This window comes from Clostridium sp. CM042 (assembly GCF_055080995.1).
Genome location: NZ_CM143646.1, coordinates 1,544,455 through 1,560,773, shown reverse-complemented (window position 1 = coordinate 1,560,773; position 16,319 = coordinate 1,544,455). Strand labels below are relative to the sequence as shown.

General features: G+C 31.8%; 15 protein-coding genes and 1 tRNA gene. 12 read left to right on the top strand and 4 right to left on the bottom strand.

The window, feature by feature from the left end:
• Positions 1-19 precede the first annotated feature (19 nt).
• The 9 genes from ACWJJ7_RS07370 (at position 20) to ACWJJ7_RS07330 (ending at position 8,621) form a co-directional block, all read left to right on the top strand.
• Positions 20-976 carry an ABC transporter permease gene (locus tag ACWJJ7_RS07370; RefSeq protein ID WP_462964597.1) on the top strand — a complete coding sequence of 319 codons (957 nt, stop codon included), beginning with the start codon at positions 20-22 and terminating at the stop codon, positions 974-976.
• A gap of 15 nt (positions 977-991) precedes the next feature.
• A complete protein-coding gene (locus tag ACWJJ7_RS07365) occupies positions 992-1,909 on the top strand; it encodes an ABC transporter permease (protein ID WP_462964596.1) in 918 nt (305 codons plus the stop codon).
• A 13-nt stretch (positions 1,910-1,922) separates the two neighbouring features.
• Complete coding sequence (locus ACWJJ7_RS07360) at positions 1,923-2,945, top strand: ABC transporter ATP-binding protein (protein WP_462964595.1); 1,023 nt, start codon at positions 1,923-1,925, stop codon at positions 2,943-2,945.
• Positions 2,945-3,913: an ABC transporter ATP-binding protein gene (locus ACWJJ7_RS07355; RefSeq protein WP_462964594.1), complete on the top strand. Its 969-nt coding sequence runs from the start codon at positions 2,945-2,947 to the stop codon at positions 3,911-3,913. Before ACWJJ7_RS07360 ends, ACWJJ7_RS07355 begins: the two co-directional genes overlap by 1 nt.
• Before the next feature lie 45 nt (positions 3,914-3,958).
• A complete protein-coding gene (locus ACWJJ7_RS07350) occupies positions 3,959-4,309 on the top strand; it encodes a hypothetical protein (RefSeq protein ID WP_462964593.1) in 351 nt (116 codons plus the stop codon).
• Positions 4,310-4,596: 287 nt separating this feature from the next.
• On the top strand, positions 4,597-5,157 hold the full coding sequence (locus ACWJJ7_RS07345; RefSeq protein ID WP_462964592.1) for a nitroreductase family protein: 561 nt from the start codon (positions 4,597-4,599) through the stop codon (positions 5,155-5,157).
• Between the two features lie 56 nt (positions 5,158-5,213).
• On the top strand, positions 5,214-6,029 hold the full coding sequence (locus ACWJJ7_RS07340) for a purine-nucleoside phosphorylase (RefSeq protein WP_462964591.1): 816 nt from the start codon (positions 5,214-5,216) through the stop codon (positions 6,027-6,029).
• 191 nt (positions 6,030-6,220) lie between these two features.
• Positions 6,221-6,297: transfer RNA gene (locus ACWJJ7_RS07335), tRNA-Lys, on the top strand.
• Positions 6,298-6,401: 104 nt separating this feature from the next.
• Positions 6,402-8,621, top strand: coding sequence for an SPFH domain-containing protein (locus ACWJJ7_RS07330; RefSeq protein ID WP_462964959.1), 2,220 nt, complete (start codon positions 6,402-6,404; stop codon positions 8,619-8,621).
• 76 nt (positions 8,622-8,697) lie between these two features.
• Here the strand turns inward: ACWJJ7_RS07330 and ACWJJ7_RS07325 are convergent, their stop codons facing one another.
• The 4 genes from ACWJJ7_RS07325 to ACWJJ7_RS07310 form a co-directional block, all read right to left on the bottom strand.
• On the bottom strand, positions 8,698-9,276 hold the full coding sequence (locus tag ACWJJ7_RS07325) for an NUDIX hydrolase (RefSeq protein WP_462964590.1): 579 nt from the start codon (positions 9,274-9,276) through the stop codon (positions 8,698-8,700).
• Positions 9,277-9,326: 50 nt separating this feature from the next.
• Positions 9,327-9,602: a hypothetical protein gene (locus tag ACWJJ7_RS07320; RefSeq protein WP_462964958.1), complete on the bottom strand. Its 276-nt coding sequence runs from the start codon at positions 9,600-9,602 to the stop codon at positions 9,327-9,329.
• Positions 9,603-9,852: 250 nt separating this feature from the next.
• The gene (locus ACWJJ7_RS07315; RefSeq protein WP_462964589.1) at positions 9,853-10,038 is read right to left on the bottom strand and encodes an aspartyl-phosphate phosphatase Spo0E family protein; all 186 of its coding nucleotides are present in this window, start codon (positions 10,036-10,038) and stop codon (positions 9,853-9,855) included.
• A 160-nt stretch (positions 10,039-10,198) separates the two neighbouring features.
• Positions 10,199-10,531 carry a helix-turn-helix domain-containing protein gene (locus ACWJJ7_RS07310; RefSeq protein WP_462964588.1) on the bottom strand — a complete coding sequence of 111 codons (333 nt, stop codon included), beginning with the start codon at positions 10,529-10,531 and terminating at the stop codon, positions 10,199-10,201.
• Positions 10,532-10,766: 235 nt separating this feature from the next.
• Between ACWJJ7_RS07310 and ACWJJ7_RS07305 the strand changes: the two genes are divergently transcribed.
• The 3 genes from ACWJJ7_RS07305 (at position 10,767) to ACWJJ7_RS07295 (ending at position 16,316) form a co-directional block, all read left to right on the top strand.
• Entirely contained in the window at positions 10,767-11,711 is a 945-nt protein-coding gene (locus tag ACWJJ7_RS07305; protein ID WP_462964587.1) for a VgrG-related protein, read from the top strand.
• A 163-nt stretch (positions 11,712-11,874) separates the two neighbouring features.
• The gene (locus ACWJJ7_RS07300; protein WP_462964957.1) at positions 11,875-14,112 is read left to right on the top strand and encodes a methyl-accepting chemotaxis protein; all 2,238 of its coding nucleotides are present in this window, start codon (positions 11,875-11,877) and stop codon (positions 14,110-14,112) included.
• 728 nt (positions 14,113-14,840) lie between these two features.
• On the top strand, positions 14,841-16,316 hold the full coding sequence (locus tag ACWJJ7_RS07295) for a Na+/H+ antiporter NhaC family protein (RefSeq protein ID WP_462964586.1): 1,476 nt from the start codon (positions 14,841-14,843) through the stop codon (positions 16,314-16,316).
• The last annotated feature ends 3 nt before the right edge of the window (positions 16,317-16,319 follow it).

The following is a 16,319-nucleotide window of genomic DNA, read 5'->3' as shown; positions in this document are numbered from 1 at the left end:
TAAAAAAGGAGAGAGTTTCATGATTCATTATACTATTAGAAGATTTGGGGAAATGTTACTCACGCTTTTTATAATAGCAACAGCTACTTTCTTTTTATTGCAAGCAGTGCCAGGTGATCCACTAATTTCAAAAGTGGAAAAATTACCAACAAATATAAGAGAACAAATTTATAAAAAATATGGATATGATAGACCAGTTGGTGAAAGATATGTTAAGTGTATTACAGGTATGTTAAGAGGGGACTTTGGTGAATCCATAGTTTATCCTGGACAAACCATGGGATCTATAATAAAAGACAAGCTGCCAGCATCTGCAAGACTTGGAATACAACAAATGGTAGTAGGTGTAATCATTGGTATTGCACTGGGGGTTCTTGCAGCTATGAAAAGAGGTACATGGGTTGACTATACCGTAATAACAGGTGCTGTTTTTCTTATTTCTATACCATCCTTTGTATTTGCATTACTACTTCAAAAATGGTTTGCAGGAAATCTTGGGTGGTTTCCAGTAATAGGGTGGCCTAAGGGTAAAGATTTGTGGCTGGGTGGATGGGAGTATACAGTTCTACCTACATTAGCAGGATGTTTTGGTTATATTGCACATTATTCAAGACTTTTAAAAACTTCTATGCTTGATGTTATTAATCAAGATTATGTGTTAACTGCAAAATCTAAAGGATTATCAAGTAGGAGATTAATATCTAAGCATATAATGAGAAACTCAATGATACCAATAGTTACATTTCTTCCTATGACTATTGTAATGTGTATAACGGGATCATTTTTTATTGAAAGAGTATTTTCTATTCCGGGACTGGGGCTTTATTATATAGGAGCAGTTCAAGGACTAGATCTTCCAATAATTATGGGACAAACAATATTAACTACGGCTATGTATATATTGTGTATATTTATGTCCGATATATTGTATACAGTTGTTGATCCAAGAATAAGACTTACAGGTGGTAAAAAATAAAGGGGGGAGTTATCAATGACAAAATTTAAAAAAGAAGAGTTTGAATTAATTGATTGTGAACAGCAAAATGCTGATATGATAACAAGACCCAATATAACATACTGGCAGGATGCTTGGAGAAGACTTAAAAAAAATCCTATTGCAATGATATCTTTAGTAGTATTAATAGTATTGATATTAATGGTTATTTTTGGTCCGTATATAAATGGAAATGATTTCAAGACGGTTAATGGAAGCAAGAAGAATATATTACCTTGTAGTGAGTATTGGTTTGGAACTGATTCACTAGGAAGAGATTTATTCGCAAGGATTTGGTATGGTGGTAGGATATCCATTGCAATAGGGTTAATTGCAACAGCTATACAAATTATTATTGGATGCTTATACGGAGGTGTAATGGCTTACTTTGGCGGATGGATAGATGAGGTTATGATGAGAATTATAGAGGTATTAACTAGTATTCCATCATTACTTTTAACAATACTAATAATAGTGGTTTTAGGTAATAGTATTACAACTTTAATTATTGCATTGACCATTACATCATGGTGTGGTACATCAAGAATGATAAGAGGGCAGTTGATGCAACTTAGGGAAAATGAATATATACTTGCAGCTGAGGCATTAGGTGCTTCCCCAACGAGAGTTATAATAAAACATTTAATTCCAAATACAATAGGAGTATTGATATTAACTATTGCAACTAGCATACCAGGATATATATTTGCAGAGGCAGGACTAAGCTTTTTAGGACTCGGACTTCAAGCTCCAAATACAAGCTGGGGTGTGCTTATATCCTATGGACAAAGTGCAATGGCTTTTTATCCATATCAATTATTTTTTCCAACTTTTGCAATTTGTTTAACAGTGTTAGCATTTAACTTGTTTGGTGATGGTTTAAGAGATGCACTTGATCCAAAACTTCGTCAATAGTAGGAGGCAAACTATGGAAAAGTTAATAGAAGTTAAAAATTTAAAAGTATCATATAATACTTATGCCGGTGAAGTGCAAGCGGTAAGAGGCATGTCCTTTGACGTAGATAAAGGAGAATGTATAGCAATAGTTGGAGAATCAGGATGTGGTAAAACTGTTACTTCTAAGGCAATAATGGGACTAATACAATCACCACAAGGTGTTGTTAAAGAAGGTAGTGAAATTATATATAAAGGTAAAAATATATTAAAATTTACTGAGAAGCAGTGGCAAGAGTTTAGGGGTGAGCAATGTAGTATGATTTTTCAAGATGCTTTAACAGCATTAAATCCAACTATGAAAGTTGGTAACCAAATAGCAGAAAATTTAATAATTCACAGAGGCATGGATAAGAATGAGGCTTTAAAAGAGGCCTTAAAAATGTTGGAGCTTGTTGGAATTCCTAATGCGGATAGAAGGCTTAAGCAATATCCACATGAATTTTCAGGTGGTATGAGGCAAAGAGTTATGATTGCCATAGCACTTGCATGTAATCCAAGTATGATAATAGCTGACGAGCCAACCACAGCCTTAGACGTTACAATACAAGCACAGATTATAGATATAATTAAAGGTCTTCAACAAAAGCTAGGAACATCGGTTATACTAATTACTCATGACCTTGGAGTGGTTGCTGACCTCGCTAATAGGATATTTGTTATGTACGCTGGCAAGGTAGTTGAAGGAGGAAGTTTTGAAGATATATTCTACAACCCTAAGCATCCTTATACTTGGGCATTACTTAAAGCAGTGCCAAGATTAGATCTTGAAAATAAGGAAAAACTAGTAGCTATTAAAGGCACACCACCTGATATGGTTTGTCCTCCAAAGGGCTGTGGATTTGCACAGAGATGTTCACATTGTATGAAGATATGTTTAACAAAGGAACCCCCTGCATATAAATTTGGGGGAGAACATAAGGCATCTTGCTGGCTACATCATGAAATGGCTCCAAAGTTAAATATACCTTTTGAAGTTGGCGGGGGTGTTTTATAATGACAGAAAATAAAAAAGATGTAGTATTAGAAGTTAAGAATTTAAAGAAATATTTTGATGTAGGAAAAGATGCAGTTTTAAAAGCAGTTGATGATGTGAGTTTTGTAATAAGAGAAGGTGAAACAATAGGTCTTGTTGGGGAATCCGGCTGTGGTAAGACTACTTGCGGTAGAACTTGTATAGGAATGTATAATAAAACTTCCGGTAGTGTTCTATATAAGGGAAGGGATGTTCATAAAATACATGGGGTTGAAAAGAAAGCATTTTACAAAGAAGTACAAACAATCTTTCAAGATCCATATGCATCATTAGATCCAAGAATGACAGTTGGAGACATAATAGCAGAAGGAATTGATATTCATAAAATAGCTGCTAATGATAAAGATAGAACAGATAGAATTCAGAATCTTTTACAACTAGTTGGGCTTAATAAAGAACATAGTAATAGATTTGTTCATGAGTTTTCAGGTGGACAAAGGCAAAGAATAGGAATAGCAAGAGCCTTAGCTGTTGAACCTAAATTCATAATGTGTGATGAACCTATATCAGCCCTTGATGTTTCCATACAGGCACAGATAGTAAATCTTCTCATTAAACTTCAGAGAGAAATGGGACTTACTTATTTATTTATAGCTCATGATCTTTCAATGGTTAAACATATGTCTGATAGGGTGGCTGTTATGTATCTAGGAGTTATTGCTGAAATTACAGAGAGTGGAGAACTTTATAAAAATCCTCTTCATCCATATACTAAAGCTCTTTTATCAGCAATTCCAATTCCTGATCCAAGACTTGAAAGAACAAGAGAAAAGATAATGCTTAAAGGTGAAGTTCCAAGCCCAATAAATCCTCCAGTTGGATGTAGATTTAAGACAAGATGTAGCTATGCTACTTCTTTATGTAGTGAGCAAACACCACTACTTAAAGAAGTAGCTCCAAATCATTTTGTGGCGTGCCATTTATATTAAAATAATTTTATGATTTAATATAAATGTATAGGGGAGGATAACTATATGGACAAAATTTTAATTTTTATTAAGGATATTATTAAATCAATCATATTGGGATTAATAATATCCCTAATATTAATATTAATATCTATATTAGGAGCTATTTTAGTAAAACATGGTGGCACTAAAGTCATACTAGAAATTGTACGTAGTACATTATTCATTGTAGGAGGACTTGGCTTAATTGTTTATTCTGGTTTTATATTAAAGAGAAACGCAAGAAGATCACTTAGAAATGATAAGCAGTGGAAAGAAAGGTTTCAAGTTATAAACTTTGTTAATGTGATACTCATTGTAAATATCATGATTCTGATTTCAGGAATTGTAATTGATGATATAAGATATTACCTGTAGATTTATCTCAAAAATATTATTGAAGTAGAGAAGTCCTATATAATTTTAGGAAATGCTCTACTTCTTTTTTAAAAATAAACTGTGTTCATGTTGCAGTTACAAGTCTCGTTGATTATTGTTAATAAATAAAATATATTGATGGTATAATTTTAGTGACTATATGTTGTAAAAGTGCGTACTTACATTAAACTAATATAGTAGTATTATTATAACTAATGACAATAAAAATAAATGTTTATTTTAGGTAGCGTAAATTAATTATTTGATATTATTAGGAGGATTTTAAAATGAATGAAACTTTAAAAAATATAAGAAATAGAAGAAGCACAAGGGCGTTCTTACCAGAACAAGTTAATGGAGCACATGTGACAGATATAATAGATGCAGGTATTTATGCACCGAGTGCTAATAATACGCAGCCATGGCATTTTACGGTAATACAAAGAAAAGATATTATAGATAGGTTAAGTGATGCATTTAAAGAAATTGCAAAAAAATCTGATAATGAATATATTAGAAGATTTGCTGATAATGAAAAATTTCATGTGTTTTATAATGCACCAACTGTAGTATTAGTTTCAGGAGACAAAAATAATCAGTCTGCCTCAGTTGATTGCGCAGCAGCAGTAGAAAATATGCTTATAGCAGCAGAATCCTTAGAAATTGGTTCTTGTTGGATTGGTCTTATTGCACATCTATTAAATAGCGAAGAAGGCACAGAATTTGTTAAGGAGCTTGAAATACCAGAAGGATTTAGACAAATACATGCATTTTGCCTTGGGTATAAAAAAATTGAGATAACTAATGCACCAGCGAGAAAAGAAAATACGGTAAATTATATAAAATAATGATATAAGGCATCAATATATAGGATTTACTATAATTCTATAGGGGGAGATTTTAAATGTATGATAAGGTTATAGAATCAGTAAATTATATAAAAAGTAAGGTAGACAAGAAACCAGTAGTTGCAGTGATATTAGGTTCTGGCTTAGGAAATTTAGAGGGTGCAGTTGAAAATAGTAAATACATTGAGTATAAAGATATTCCTAATTTTCCACAAACTACAGTGGCAGGGCACCAGGGTAGATTAGTTTTCGGGCAAATTAGTGGTGTAGAAGTAGTATTAATGCAGGGAAGATTTCATTACTATGAGGGATACACAATGAAACAGGTAACCTATCCTGTATATGTTATGCAACAGTTAGGAATTAAAAATCTTATTGTAACAAATGCATGTGGAGGAATAAATACAAGTTTTACTCCAGGAACATTAATGATTATTAATGATTTCATAAATCTTGTTAGTGATAATCCATTAATTGGAGTTAATGATGAAAGATTTGGTTTGAGATTCCCAGATATGTCTGAACCATATAAAATAGAACTTATTGATAAGGCGAAAGCTATTGCAGATGAGATTGGTGTAGAATATAAAGAAGGTGTTTACGCTGGTTTTATGGGACCGTACTATGAAACTGCTGCAGAAATTAGATCGATTGGAAGACAAGGGGCTGATGCGGTTGGGATGTCAACAGTTCCTGAAACAATAGTAGCAAACTATTTAGGAATGGACGTGATTGGTATTGCTTGCATTACAAATATGGCTACAGGAATTCAAAAAGTTAAACACTCACATGATAGGGTAGTAGAAACCGCAAGAAAAGCATCTACGAAATTGTGCAAATGGGTGGTTAAGATTATTGAATGTATGGGATAGCCTATTTATATACTTAAGCAACTCTAATCGGTATAATCACAGTTATTACTGTTAAAATCAAATAGTAAGTATGCTTTTCTCTATTTGTATTTTCTTATAAAACTAATAAATAACTATTTATCTATTAGTTTTATAAAAAAAGTGTTTACAAATACGTAAAAATGATATATAATAAAGATGTTGTCGGACATGCTTCATTAGCTCAGCTGGTTAGAGTACCTGACTCTTAATCAGGGTGTCCAGGGTTCGATTCCCTGATGGAGCACCATAAAAAAACATCAAGATCTTATGATCTTGATGTTTTTTTTATAGACTAATACAATCATATTGGCATATAATATAACAAAGCATACATTATAAGGGGTGGGGGTTATTAGTTCATACACAGTTTTAATCATAGCAGGTATAGTTGTAGTGTCATTAATTTTAATTGCTTATGGCATAGGATTTACAAGCATAGGAACAGATGAGGTAGGTATTGTTGAGAAGTGGTGGAGTGCAGGTGGTTCAGTGCCGGCTGATGGTCTTATAGCACTTAAAGGAGAAGCAGGTTACCAACCAGAAGTACTAAGGGCTGGTGTTCATTTCAAAACACCTTTTAAGTACAAGGTTAAAAAGGTAAGGCTTGTAACAATACCACAAGGTCAAATAGCTTATGTATTTTCAAGGTCAGGAGAAAGTTTAGGGGATGGTCAAACTTTAGGTAAGGTTATACCAGAAAGTAAGTCATTTCAAGATGTTGTAGCATTTTTAAATAGCGGCGGGCAAAAAGGACCACAAAGGCAAATTCTTCGTGAGGGTACTTATGCATTTAACTTAGCACAATTTATTATAATTACGAAAGATAAGGTACATTCAATATTTACTTCAAAGGATGAGACAGCGCAAATAGAAACAATGCGGAGTGACTTAGTTAGGCAAGGCGGTTTTAATCCTGTAATTATATCAAGTTCAAAAACTACTGAGCAATACAATCAGCAGAATGATGGTAGTGAAATGGAAGTTGTATACAATAAAAGGAACAAGGACGGTAACCTTGATACTATAGGTATTGTAACTATTAATGAAGGGCCTACACCGGACAACGGAGCAATTATTGCACCTATTGTTGGCGAAGGTATAAATAATGAGTTCTATCACAATAATTTCCAAGAACCAGAGAAGTTTTTAGCTGCAGATGGTAGAAAAGGTAAGCAGATGCAAGTACTTACGGATGGAGTTTATTTCATTAATAGAATGTTTGCAAGTGTTGATATAGTACCTAAAAGCATAATAGAAATTGGTTATGTGGGGGTTGTGGTAAGCTATTTTGGTGACAAAGGTGAAGATGTTTCGGGTACAGGGTACTCTCATGGAGAACTTGTTGAACAAGGTAAAAAGGGTATTTGGAGAGATTCAATGATGCCAGGAAAGTATGCATTTAATACTTATGCTGGTAAAGTTGTACCAGTTCCTACTACTAATGTAATATTAAAATGGATTAGTGGTCAAAGTGGAGTACACAAATTAGACGATAATTTAAAAGAAATTAGTTTGATAACTAAGGATGCTTTCGAGCCTAATCTACCACTAACCGTAGTATTTAACATTGATTATAGAAAAGCATCATCAGTTATACAAAGGTTTGGGGATATTAAAATGCTTATTGAACAATCGCTTGACCCAATGATAGCTGGTTATTTCAAGAATATTGGGCAAACCAAAACACTTATACAATTAGTTCAAGATAGAAGTGAAATCCAACAGCAAGCATCAGATGAAATGAAAGGTAAATTTAAACTGTATGATTTAGAGCTACAAGAAGTATTAATTGGAACACCGGCAGCTTCTGCTAGTGATACAAGAATCGAAAAAATTCTTGCACAGCTAAGAGATAGACAAGTTGCTATGGAAGAAATTAAGACCAATGAAGCTAAACAAAAATCTGCTGAAAAGCAAAGAGAATTAAATGAAGCGGAGGCAAAAGCAATGGCTCAGTCGGCTCTTACACAATCAAGTATTGATATAGAAGTAGCTGATAATAAGGGTAAATCTGAATTAAGATTGGCAGAACAGTTAGCATTAAAAACGCAGAAACTCTCAGAAGCTGACAAATATAAGAGAACTCAAGAAGCTGATGCTGAAAGATATACAAGAGAAGCTCAGGCAGCGGCTGAGGCAAAGACTATTGAATTAACAGCAAGCGCTAATGCTAAACAAGTGGAACTTGCGGCAAGAGCAGAATCATTCAAACTTGAAACAGTAGGTAAAGCAACAGCGCTAAATATTAAAGCAGTTGCAGATGCTACTGCTGAGCAAGAAACAAAGGTGGGTATCGCAAAGGGGACCGCAGCGAGAGCTTTAGTTGAGGCATATGGCGGCCCAGATTTACAAGTTAGGCAAAGCGTTATGATAGCATTTGCAGAGGCGTTAAAAATAAGTAAATCTCCACTAGTACCACAAACAGTAATAATGGGTGGAACTGATGGGAAAACACCAAATGCAATGGAAGGTATAATGAGTATGGTGCTTGCAAATATGGCAAGTGAGAAAAGTGCAGTGATGCCTAAAGGTATAGATAATATAAATGATAAAGAGGCAATAAAATCATAAAGAAACTAATATAAAATGTAAAAAAAACCAGCAGAATAAATTAATTTATTCTGCTGGCTTTTTTATTTAACAACATCTAACCTATAAAGTTTTGTATTGCAAGAAAAGCCTTAATATCTATCTTCTCATTAGAACTAATTAAAATCTTAGCTTCTTCCTTGGATAATAACATAACTTCAATATCCTCATCTGGTTCTAAATAATCTTTCGACACTTCACCAGAGCAAGTACAATAAACTAAGGCTGCGGACTCATCTGTCATACCTGTTGATATATATGCCTTAGATTTGGTCTTATCATAATCAATTTGAATCAAATCAAGTCCTGTTTCTTCCTTTAGTTCACGTCTTACAGTAGTTTCAAAGACCTCTCCACGATCTATAAGCCCAGCAGGTATTTCATAAACGTAATCATTAAGAGGAACCCTAAATTGCTTTATAACCACTAATTTATCTTCATCTATATGAGTAGATACTATTATAACAGCATCTATATTGTCCTCGGTGCCATTAAAATAATTATTTTTTAATGTAGCTAAATCTTTTCTAGAAGCTATGGTCCAATTTCTAGATATTCCATTTTTATTGGTATACTCTGCATTATAAAGTTTTAAATACTTTGTATCTGCTAGTGTTGTAATATTTTTAATGCTCATTATTCCATCTCCAGTCATACTTCATTTTATGATATATTATTTGTATTTGGTTACTCAAAATCCTCTGGTTTTAGATTATTCACATAAGCTAAAACTACATCTAGTGATTTAGATGAGTACATTGCGTCTATTCCACCTTTATGATAATAAACGGAAAAACGGTCATTCTTGAAATAGAAGATGTGATAACTTCTGCTACCTACCTGTCTATGACCTAAACAAGTTTCTTCATCTATAATAAGATCATTCAATATTTTATTTCCTACAGTTACATCATTTATAACAGCGAAACTTAAATAACGAGGCTCAAAAGTGAATTCTTTCATTGTGTTCAATTTAATTCCCCCTTCATTAATGTATATACATTAATAATAGCACTTTAAAACAATAAAAACAAATAAAGGAAATGTTATAATAGGAGAAATATAATTAACAATTTTGGAAGAGGCGATATATAATATGTCATTTTAAAAAATGACAAAAGAGTATGAAAATTGGAAAAAACATTATAAGCGTTTTAGAATTTTTAGTAATAAAAAGAAGCTACATGAGGTAGCTTCTTATTATTTGGTATAATTATTTTTTTGTTATATTCATATATTCAACTATAAGTTCATCCAATTGGCAACTCACATTTAATTTTTTCATATTCGCTTCAGGTCCATCAGTTGTACAGCAAAGTTCATTTAAAACTTCCCTCAATGAATTAATGCGGGTTTTAAGTTTCTCTTCATGTAAAGACCTGGTAATTTTTTTCTCCATAAACACTCCCCAAATTTATTATATAAAATTAATTGACTTCATAACTAAATTTAATTAATTAATAGTTAGTATATATGAAAAAAGAAAAATAAAAAATGAGCTAACAGCGTATAAATATTGTTAGCCCGTTTTTTTTATGAAACATTGGTTATCAATACTTTTACCTTGCAAGGTGTGGTAATAACAACTTTATAAGCCCTTCAATAACTTTGACTTCCTTTTCTGTACATTTATCTATTAATGAATATAAAGCATTATTATTAGCATTATTATTCACTAGTTCAAAAAATAAATAATCTATCGAAATATGTAAACATTCAGAAAGGTTTATCAATGTATTGATGCTCATTTTCCTTTCCCCTCTTTCAATTTGTCCTAAAAAATAAGGGGAAATATTTAAAATTTCTGATAATTTCTCTCTTGTCATATCAAATTTTTCACGTTCAATTCTAATTCGATTTCCAATTTTTACATAATCGATTTCATTCTGCATATTACTCACCCTTTATAGAATTACATATTAATTAACCACTATAACAATACATTATAATCGTTAATACATAAATAAGCACACTGCATACAAATTATATATTTTGATTATATATTATTACTTTAATATATGCTAATATTTTGCTTTTATCCTTAATATTTAATTATAATTATAAAGTTTTTTTAAAAGTAGACGATAATAGTATATAGAAAAAATTTATAAAAAATGGGTGATAGTGATGGCATTATCTACAAATATGATTAATAATACATTGTTAAATCAATATATATCTAAAACTAAAAATGACAATATGATTTCTGATAAAAGCAATAATGATGTTGAACATGAAAAAGCAATGCAGGAATCAGCTTTTCAAACAATGCTTATAAAAATGATGGATAGCTCAGGTAATTCAATGATGGCAGAGCTTATGTCGACTGCTTTAGCAAAGCAAGATTTTTTTAGTTTAGATGATTCTTTGGGTTCCATAGGCAATTTTAGTTCAAATATGAGAGATGCGACGCAAGCATTATCAAATGATACCAGTGAAGATACATCTAATAAATTCACTGGGCTCGGATCTACATCTGCTAAATATGAATCTAATGTTAATCCAGGAACAATAAGTAATAATTCAGGAGATTATGGTGGGAAGTCCTATGGGGCGTGGCAGTTTTCATCTAAAACAGGTTCTTTAGATTCCTTTATCAATTCACTTAGTACAAAAGATAAGGAGTTTTATTTAAAGCTATCAGAGGCAAAAGCTAAAGATGGTAATAGCTTTGGTGAAAATTTTGATGCTGCATGGTCTAGTATTGCTTTAAATAATAAAGAGAAATTTTTGAAACTGCAGCAAGATTCTATAAAACAAAATTATTATGATACAGCAGCACAAGATTTAAAATCAAAATATGGGTTTGATATAAGCACAAAAAGTAATGCTTTAAAGGAAAGTTTATTGTCTACAGCGGTTCAACATGGTGTAGGAGGAACTTTATCTGTGTTCTCTAAAATTAATTTAAATAATAGTGATAGCAATATCATAAATGATTTATATAATGAACGTCAAAAAGTTAACGTTTACTTTAGAGATAGTTCACAGGCGATAAAAAAAAGTGTATACAATAGGTTTACGAGGGAAAAGAAAGAGATGATTGATATGTTAAATGGAGAATCTGTTTAAGGACATTTCAGAAGGAAAGTATCCCACTTCTATAAGTGGGGGTCCTATACTGTAACAAAGATAAAAATTCAGTGGGAGTATAAATCTCCTTCTGAAGACGTTAACATTGCAGCGCCGCAGGTGATGAGCGGCTTCGAAGAAGATGATTAAAGCTTTGAAGAAGATGATTAAAGCTTTGAAGAAGATGATTAAAGCTTTGAAGAAGATGATTACAGCTTCGAAGAAGATGATTAAAGCTTCGAAGAAGATGATTAAAGCTTCGAAGAAGATGATTAAAGCTTCGAAGAAGATGATTAAAGCTTCGAAGAAGATGATTAAAGCTTCGAAGAAGATGATTAAAGCTTCGAAGAAGATGATTAAATTGACAATAAAGAGGGGGAATCGAAGAGTGAAAAGTATTAAAACTAGGATTACAGCATTTATATGTTTAATAGTAATAGGGGTACTATGTTTTTCTACATTTACAACATATTTAATTTCTAATAAATTAATATTAAAGGAAGCTACAAGTAACCTAATAGCAACTAGTGAGAAGTATTCAAGCATAATTGACAGCTGGTTATCGATTCAAGGCAATTTGATGGAGGATACTGCAGGCTCTATAGAATTTAATAGTAATTACAACAACAAACAAATAGTAGATTATTTGAAAAATAGACAGGCAGTAAATTTAGAAAATAGTATAGATTTATATATAGGATATACAAATAAAGTAATGTTATCTGCTAGTGAATGGGCGCCTACAGACGGGTATGATTGTACACAAACAGATTGGTACAAGTCAGCGACAGACAGTGACAAAGCAATTTATACAAAACCATATGTTGATAAAGACTCAAATAAGATGGTTATAACTATAGCTAAAAGCATAAAGAAAGATGGAAAAGTTGTAGGAGTAGCTGCAGCCGATATAAGTGTAGCATATCTTACAGATATAGTTGGAAAAGCAAAACCTATTGATAATAGTTATGCTTTTCTCTTAGATAATGAAAATAATATTATTGTTCATCGCAATAAGGATTTTCAAGCAACTAAGGATGAAATTAAAAATTTAGCGACAATTATGAACGGAAGTCTTAATAAAATTGTTGTTAATAAAAAAGATAAAATTACTGAAGTTAATAATTTAAAGGATTATGATGGAGAAAATAAATATTTTGCTATTACTGATATTCCATCAGCTAAATGGAAAGTAGGATTTGCTATTCCAGTTAGTGAGATTAGAAAACCATTAAGAATGTTAATAATATCTTTTGGGGTTGTAATTTTAATCTCAGTGATAGTATCATTTGGACTAGCATATTTGATAGGTAAAAAGCTGTCTGATCCTATACTGGATATTTCAGAAATCGTTAAAAAGACTACAAAACTTGATTTAACTTATGATAAAAATAATGAAATAATGATAAAAAATAAGAATGAAATAGGTGTTATGGCAAAATCTGTAGCAGAGCTTAGAAATTCTCTAAGGCAAATAAGTACAGCAATTAAAGAGAGTTCAGGAGAAGTTAATGAGGCTTCTAACAATTTATCCGAGGCCACAAATGAAAGCGCACAAACCATAAACGAAATTTCACAAACGGTAGATAATTTAGCTGAGGGGGCTTCTACGCAGGCCAGAAATTCCATAATTGCAACTGAAAAGCTTGCAAGTTTTGCAATGGAAATTGATAATGCTGTAAGTAGTGCTAATTTAGTTAAAGAATACTTTAATAAAACTGATGATATAAATAGTAAGGGCATAAAATCTATGGAATTACTTTCACGCAAGTTTAAGGAAAATGATGAAGCGATAGGGGAACTAGAGACTAATATAAATCTTCTCTCCAATAAATCAAGTTTTATTGGACAAATTATAAATACTATACAAGCTATAGCAAAACAGACTAACTTGCTTGCACTAAATGCTGCTATAGAAGCTGCAAGAGCTGGTGAAAGTGGAAAAGGATTTGCTGTAGTAGCCGATGAAATTAGAAAATTAGCTGAACAAACGGCTAATGAAACTAATGAAATAAGTAGTTTAGTGGAGGAAATTCAAAATGAAATAAGTGGAACTAAAGCTAACATGGATAATGCATTAAATATAAATATTGAAGCAAATAAGGCTATGGAGATAGCAGAAAATGCGTTTACCTTTATTAAGTCTTCTATGAAGGATACAGTCTTACAAATAGATGAGCTAAGTAATAATGTTAAAACGGTAAATGAAAATAAAAATATAGTTTTAGAGGCTGTACATGATATTTCTATTGTCTCAGAATCAGCAGCTGCAGCTACGCAGCAGGTTAGTGCAAGTGTTCAAGAGCAAGTTATGGGAATGGAGAATGTAGCACAAGAATCAGAAAAATTAAAAGGCGTTTCAGAAATACTTGATTTAATAGTAGGGGAATTTAAGTTGTAGAAAGGTAAATTATAAAAAATATAAACACTATCAATATTTATTGATAGTGTTTATATTTTTATCAACATTCAAGAGAGAAGATATAATTGATAGCTAAATGTTCAATTTAAATAAATTCAATTGATTTATATTAAATAGTATTATATACTGGTTATAGTAGAAATAAAGAACTTATAAATAAAGTGTATATGATGAAATAATATACACTTTTATGCTTGTTTTGTGATCATATTAAATGAATCAAATTAAAACTTATATTTAGATTATTTATTTTTTGTAACTTATAGTGTAATCGTTATATATTTATTTTTTATAACTTGCAATGTAATCGTTATACATTTATATAAATTGCAAAAGTTTTAAATAATGATTTCTGCCATGTAAAACTATAGTAGAAATCTAATACCTAATCAAAGAAAACTTTCAAGGAAATATGAAAGTTTAAAATGACACACTAATGTGTATGATCAAAAATCACATAAGAAAAATTTAAACCTTTCTCAAAATTTAGAAATAATATTTCTTAATTGATGATTTTTATTATGGAATTTTGTTGAAGTTTTAAAAAAATATCGAAAGGGGGAGCTACTCGCAAATTATTCAGCAGTAATTATTAATGCACGAAAATTTAATTTATAATTGTATATATATTAAAAAAACTGCGCAAACAAAATTATTAATTTCTTAGTGAATATATTTGACCATATTTTGAGTAGCATATATGTTTAATGAATTTATTAAAACTATCACCAGTATTTTTAATGGCCGGATTAATGATGTCCAGAATGGATGCATTAATTGCAGCTCCAATTTCAGTAATTTACGCAGCTATAATAGCTGCAATAACTTGTAAGTTCAAATTTAATGATATTGTTGATTCTGCTGTGGAAAACGTAAAAGAAATGCAATTAGTTTTTTTTATACTAATGCTAGCATACGCACTAGCAGAAGCATTTATGGCAACAGGTGTTGGAGCTGCGATAATTAATTTAGCACTTACGCTTGGAATAACGGGTAGAACAGTAGCAGTTACAGGCCTTTTAGTAACATCTGTTCTTTCGATTGCAACAGGATCTTCATGGGGAACATTTGCAGCTTGTGCTCCAATTTTCCTATGGCTAAATCATATAACAGGTGGAAATATAATGCTTACTACAGCCGCTATTGCAGGAGGAGCTTGTTTTGGAGATAATATAGGACTTATTTCAGATACAACTGTTGTAAGTTCAGGTATTCAAAATGTTGATGTTACTGATAGAATAAAGCATCAAGGAGTATGGGCTCTTATAACTTTAGTAATAACAGCAGGTATTTTTTACTTTGTAAGTCTGTTAATGAAACTTCCAACAATAGTTGGAAGTTCAGCCCAAGCAATAGACCAAATTCCAGAAGGTGTGTGGAAATCCCTTGAAGCAGCTAAACCATCAGCAGTGGTACTATTAAATCAAGTTAAAACTGGAGTTCCAGTTTATATGATTATTCCACTATTAGTTGTACTTGTAGTTGCAGTAAAAGGAATGCCAACACTTGCTTGTTTAGGACTTGGAATAATAACATCTTTAATCCTTGGGTTAACAGCTGGAACAATAACAGACATACCTCAATTTTTAGAATTAATGAAAAAAGGATTCGCAGATGCAGGTTCATGGGTAATAGTAATGATGATGTGGATTGGAGCTTTTGCCGGTATAATGGGTAAAATAAATGCATTTGCACCATTGTCAAGATTAGTATCAAAAATTTCATGCAACATAAAACAACTTATGTTTTGGAACGGTATGCTTTCAATTCTTGGAAATGCAGCATTAGCAGATGAAATGGCTCAAATTGTAACAGTTGGACCAATAATTAAAAATCTTCTTGAAGACAACGTAGAAGGTAGTAAAGAAGACTTATATACGCTACGGCTTAGAAATGCTACTTTTGGAAGTTCACTTGGAGTATTTGGATCGCAACTTATTCCATGGCACGTATATATCGGATTTTATGTAGGGATAGCCTCTGCAGTTTATCCATTATACAAATTTGCTCCAATTGATATAATAAAATATAACTTCATGGCTATGGTAGCAGTATTTTCATTATTAATTCTTACATTAACAGGCTTGGATAGATTTATACCCCATTTCAAATTGCCAAGTGAACCTGCTGTAAGCTTAAAGAAAAATGTAGAAGAGGAAGCAAAACAAGAACTTTCTGCATAAAAA

Coding starts and splice junctions, on each gene's coding strand:
- ACWJJ7_RS07370 (WP_462964597.1), top strand. CDS start 20: ATGATTCATTATACTATTAGAAGATTTGGGGAAATGTTACTCACGCTT.
- ACWJJ7_RS07365 (WP_462964596.1), top strand. CDS start 992: ATGACAAAATTTAAAAAAGAAGAGTTTGAATTAATTGATTGTGAACAG.
- ACWJJ7_RS07360 (WP_462964595.1), top strand. CDS start 1,923: ATGGAAAAGTTAATAGAAGTTAAAAATTTAAAAGTATCATATAATACT.
- ACWJJ7_RS07355 (WP_462964594.1), top strand. CDS start 2,945: ATGACAGAAAATAAAAAAGATGTAGTATTAGAAGTTAAGAATTTAAAG.
- ACWJJ7_RS07350 (WP_462964593.1), top strand. CDS start 3,959: ATGGACAAAATTTTAATTTTTATTAAGGATATTATTAAATCAATCATA.
- ACWJJ7_RS07345 (WP_462964592.1), top strand. CDS start 4,597: ATGAATGAAACTTTAAAAAATATAAGAAATAGAAGAAGCACAAGGGCG.
- ACWJJ7_RS07340 (WP_462964591.1), top strand. CDS start 5,214: ATGTATGATAAGGTTATAGAATCAGTAAATTATATAAAAAGTAAGGTA.
- ACWJJ7_RS07325 (WP_462964590.1), bottom strand. CDS start 9,276: ATGAGCATTAAAAATATTACAACACTAGCAGATACAAAGTATTTAAAA.
- ACWJJ7_RS07320 (WP_462964958.1), bottom strand. CDS start 9,602: ATGAAAGAATTCACTTTTGAGCCTCGTTATTTAAGTTTCGCTGTTATA.
- ACWJJ7_RS07315 (WP_462964589.1), bottom strand. CDS start 10,038: ATGGAGAAAAAAATTACCAGGTCTTTACATGAAGAGAAACTTAAAACC.
- ACWJJ7_RS07310 (WP_462964588.1), bottom strand. CDS start 10,531: ATGCAGAATGAAATCGATTATGTAAAAATTGGAAATCGAATTAGAATT.
- ACWJJ7_RS07305 (WP_462964587.1), top strand. CDS start 10,767: ATGGCATTATCTACAAATATGATTAATAATACATTGTTAAATCAATAT.
- ACWJJ7_RS07300 (WP_462964957.1), top strand. CDS start 11,875: ATGATTAAAGCTTTGAAGAAGATGATTAAAGCTTTGAAGAAGATGATT.
- ACWJJ7_RS07295 (WP_462964586.1), top strand. CDS start 14,841: ATGAATTTATTAAAACTATCACCAGTATTTTTAATGGCCGGATTAATG.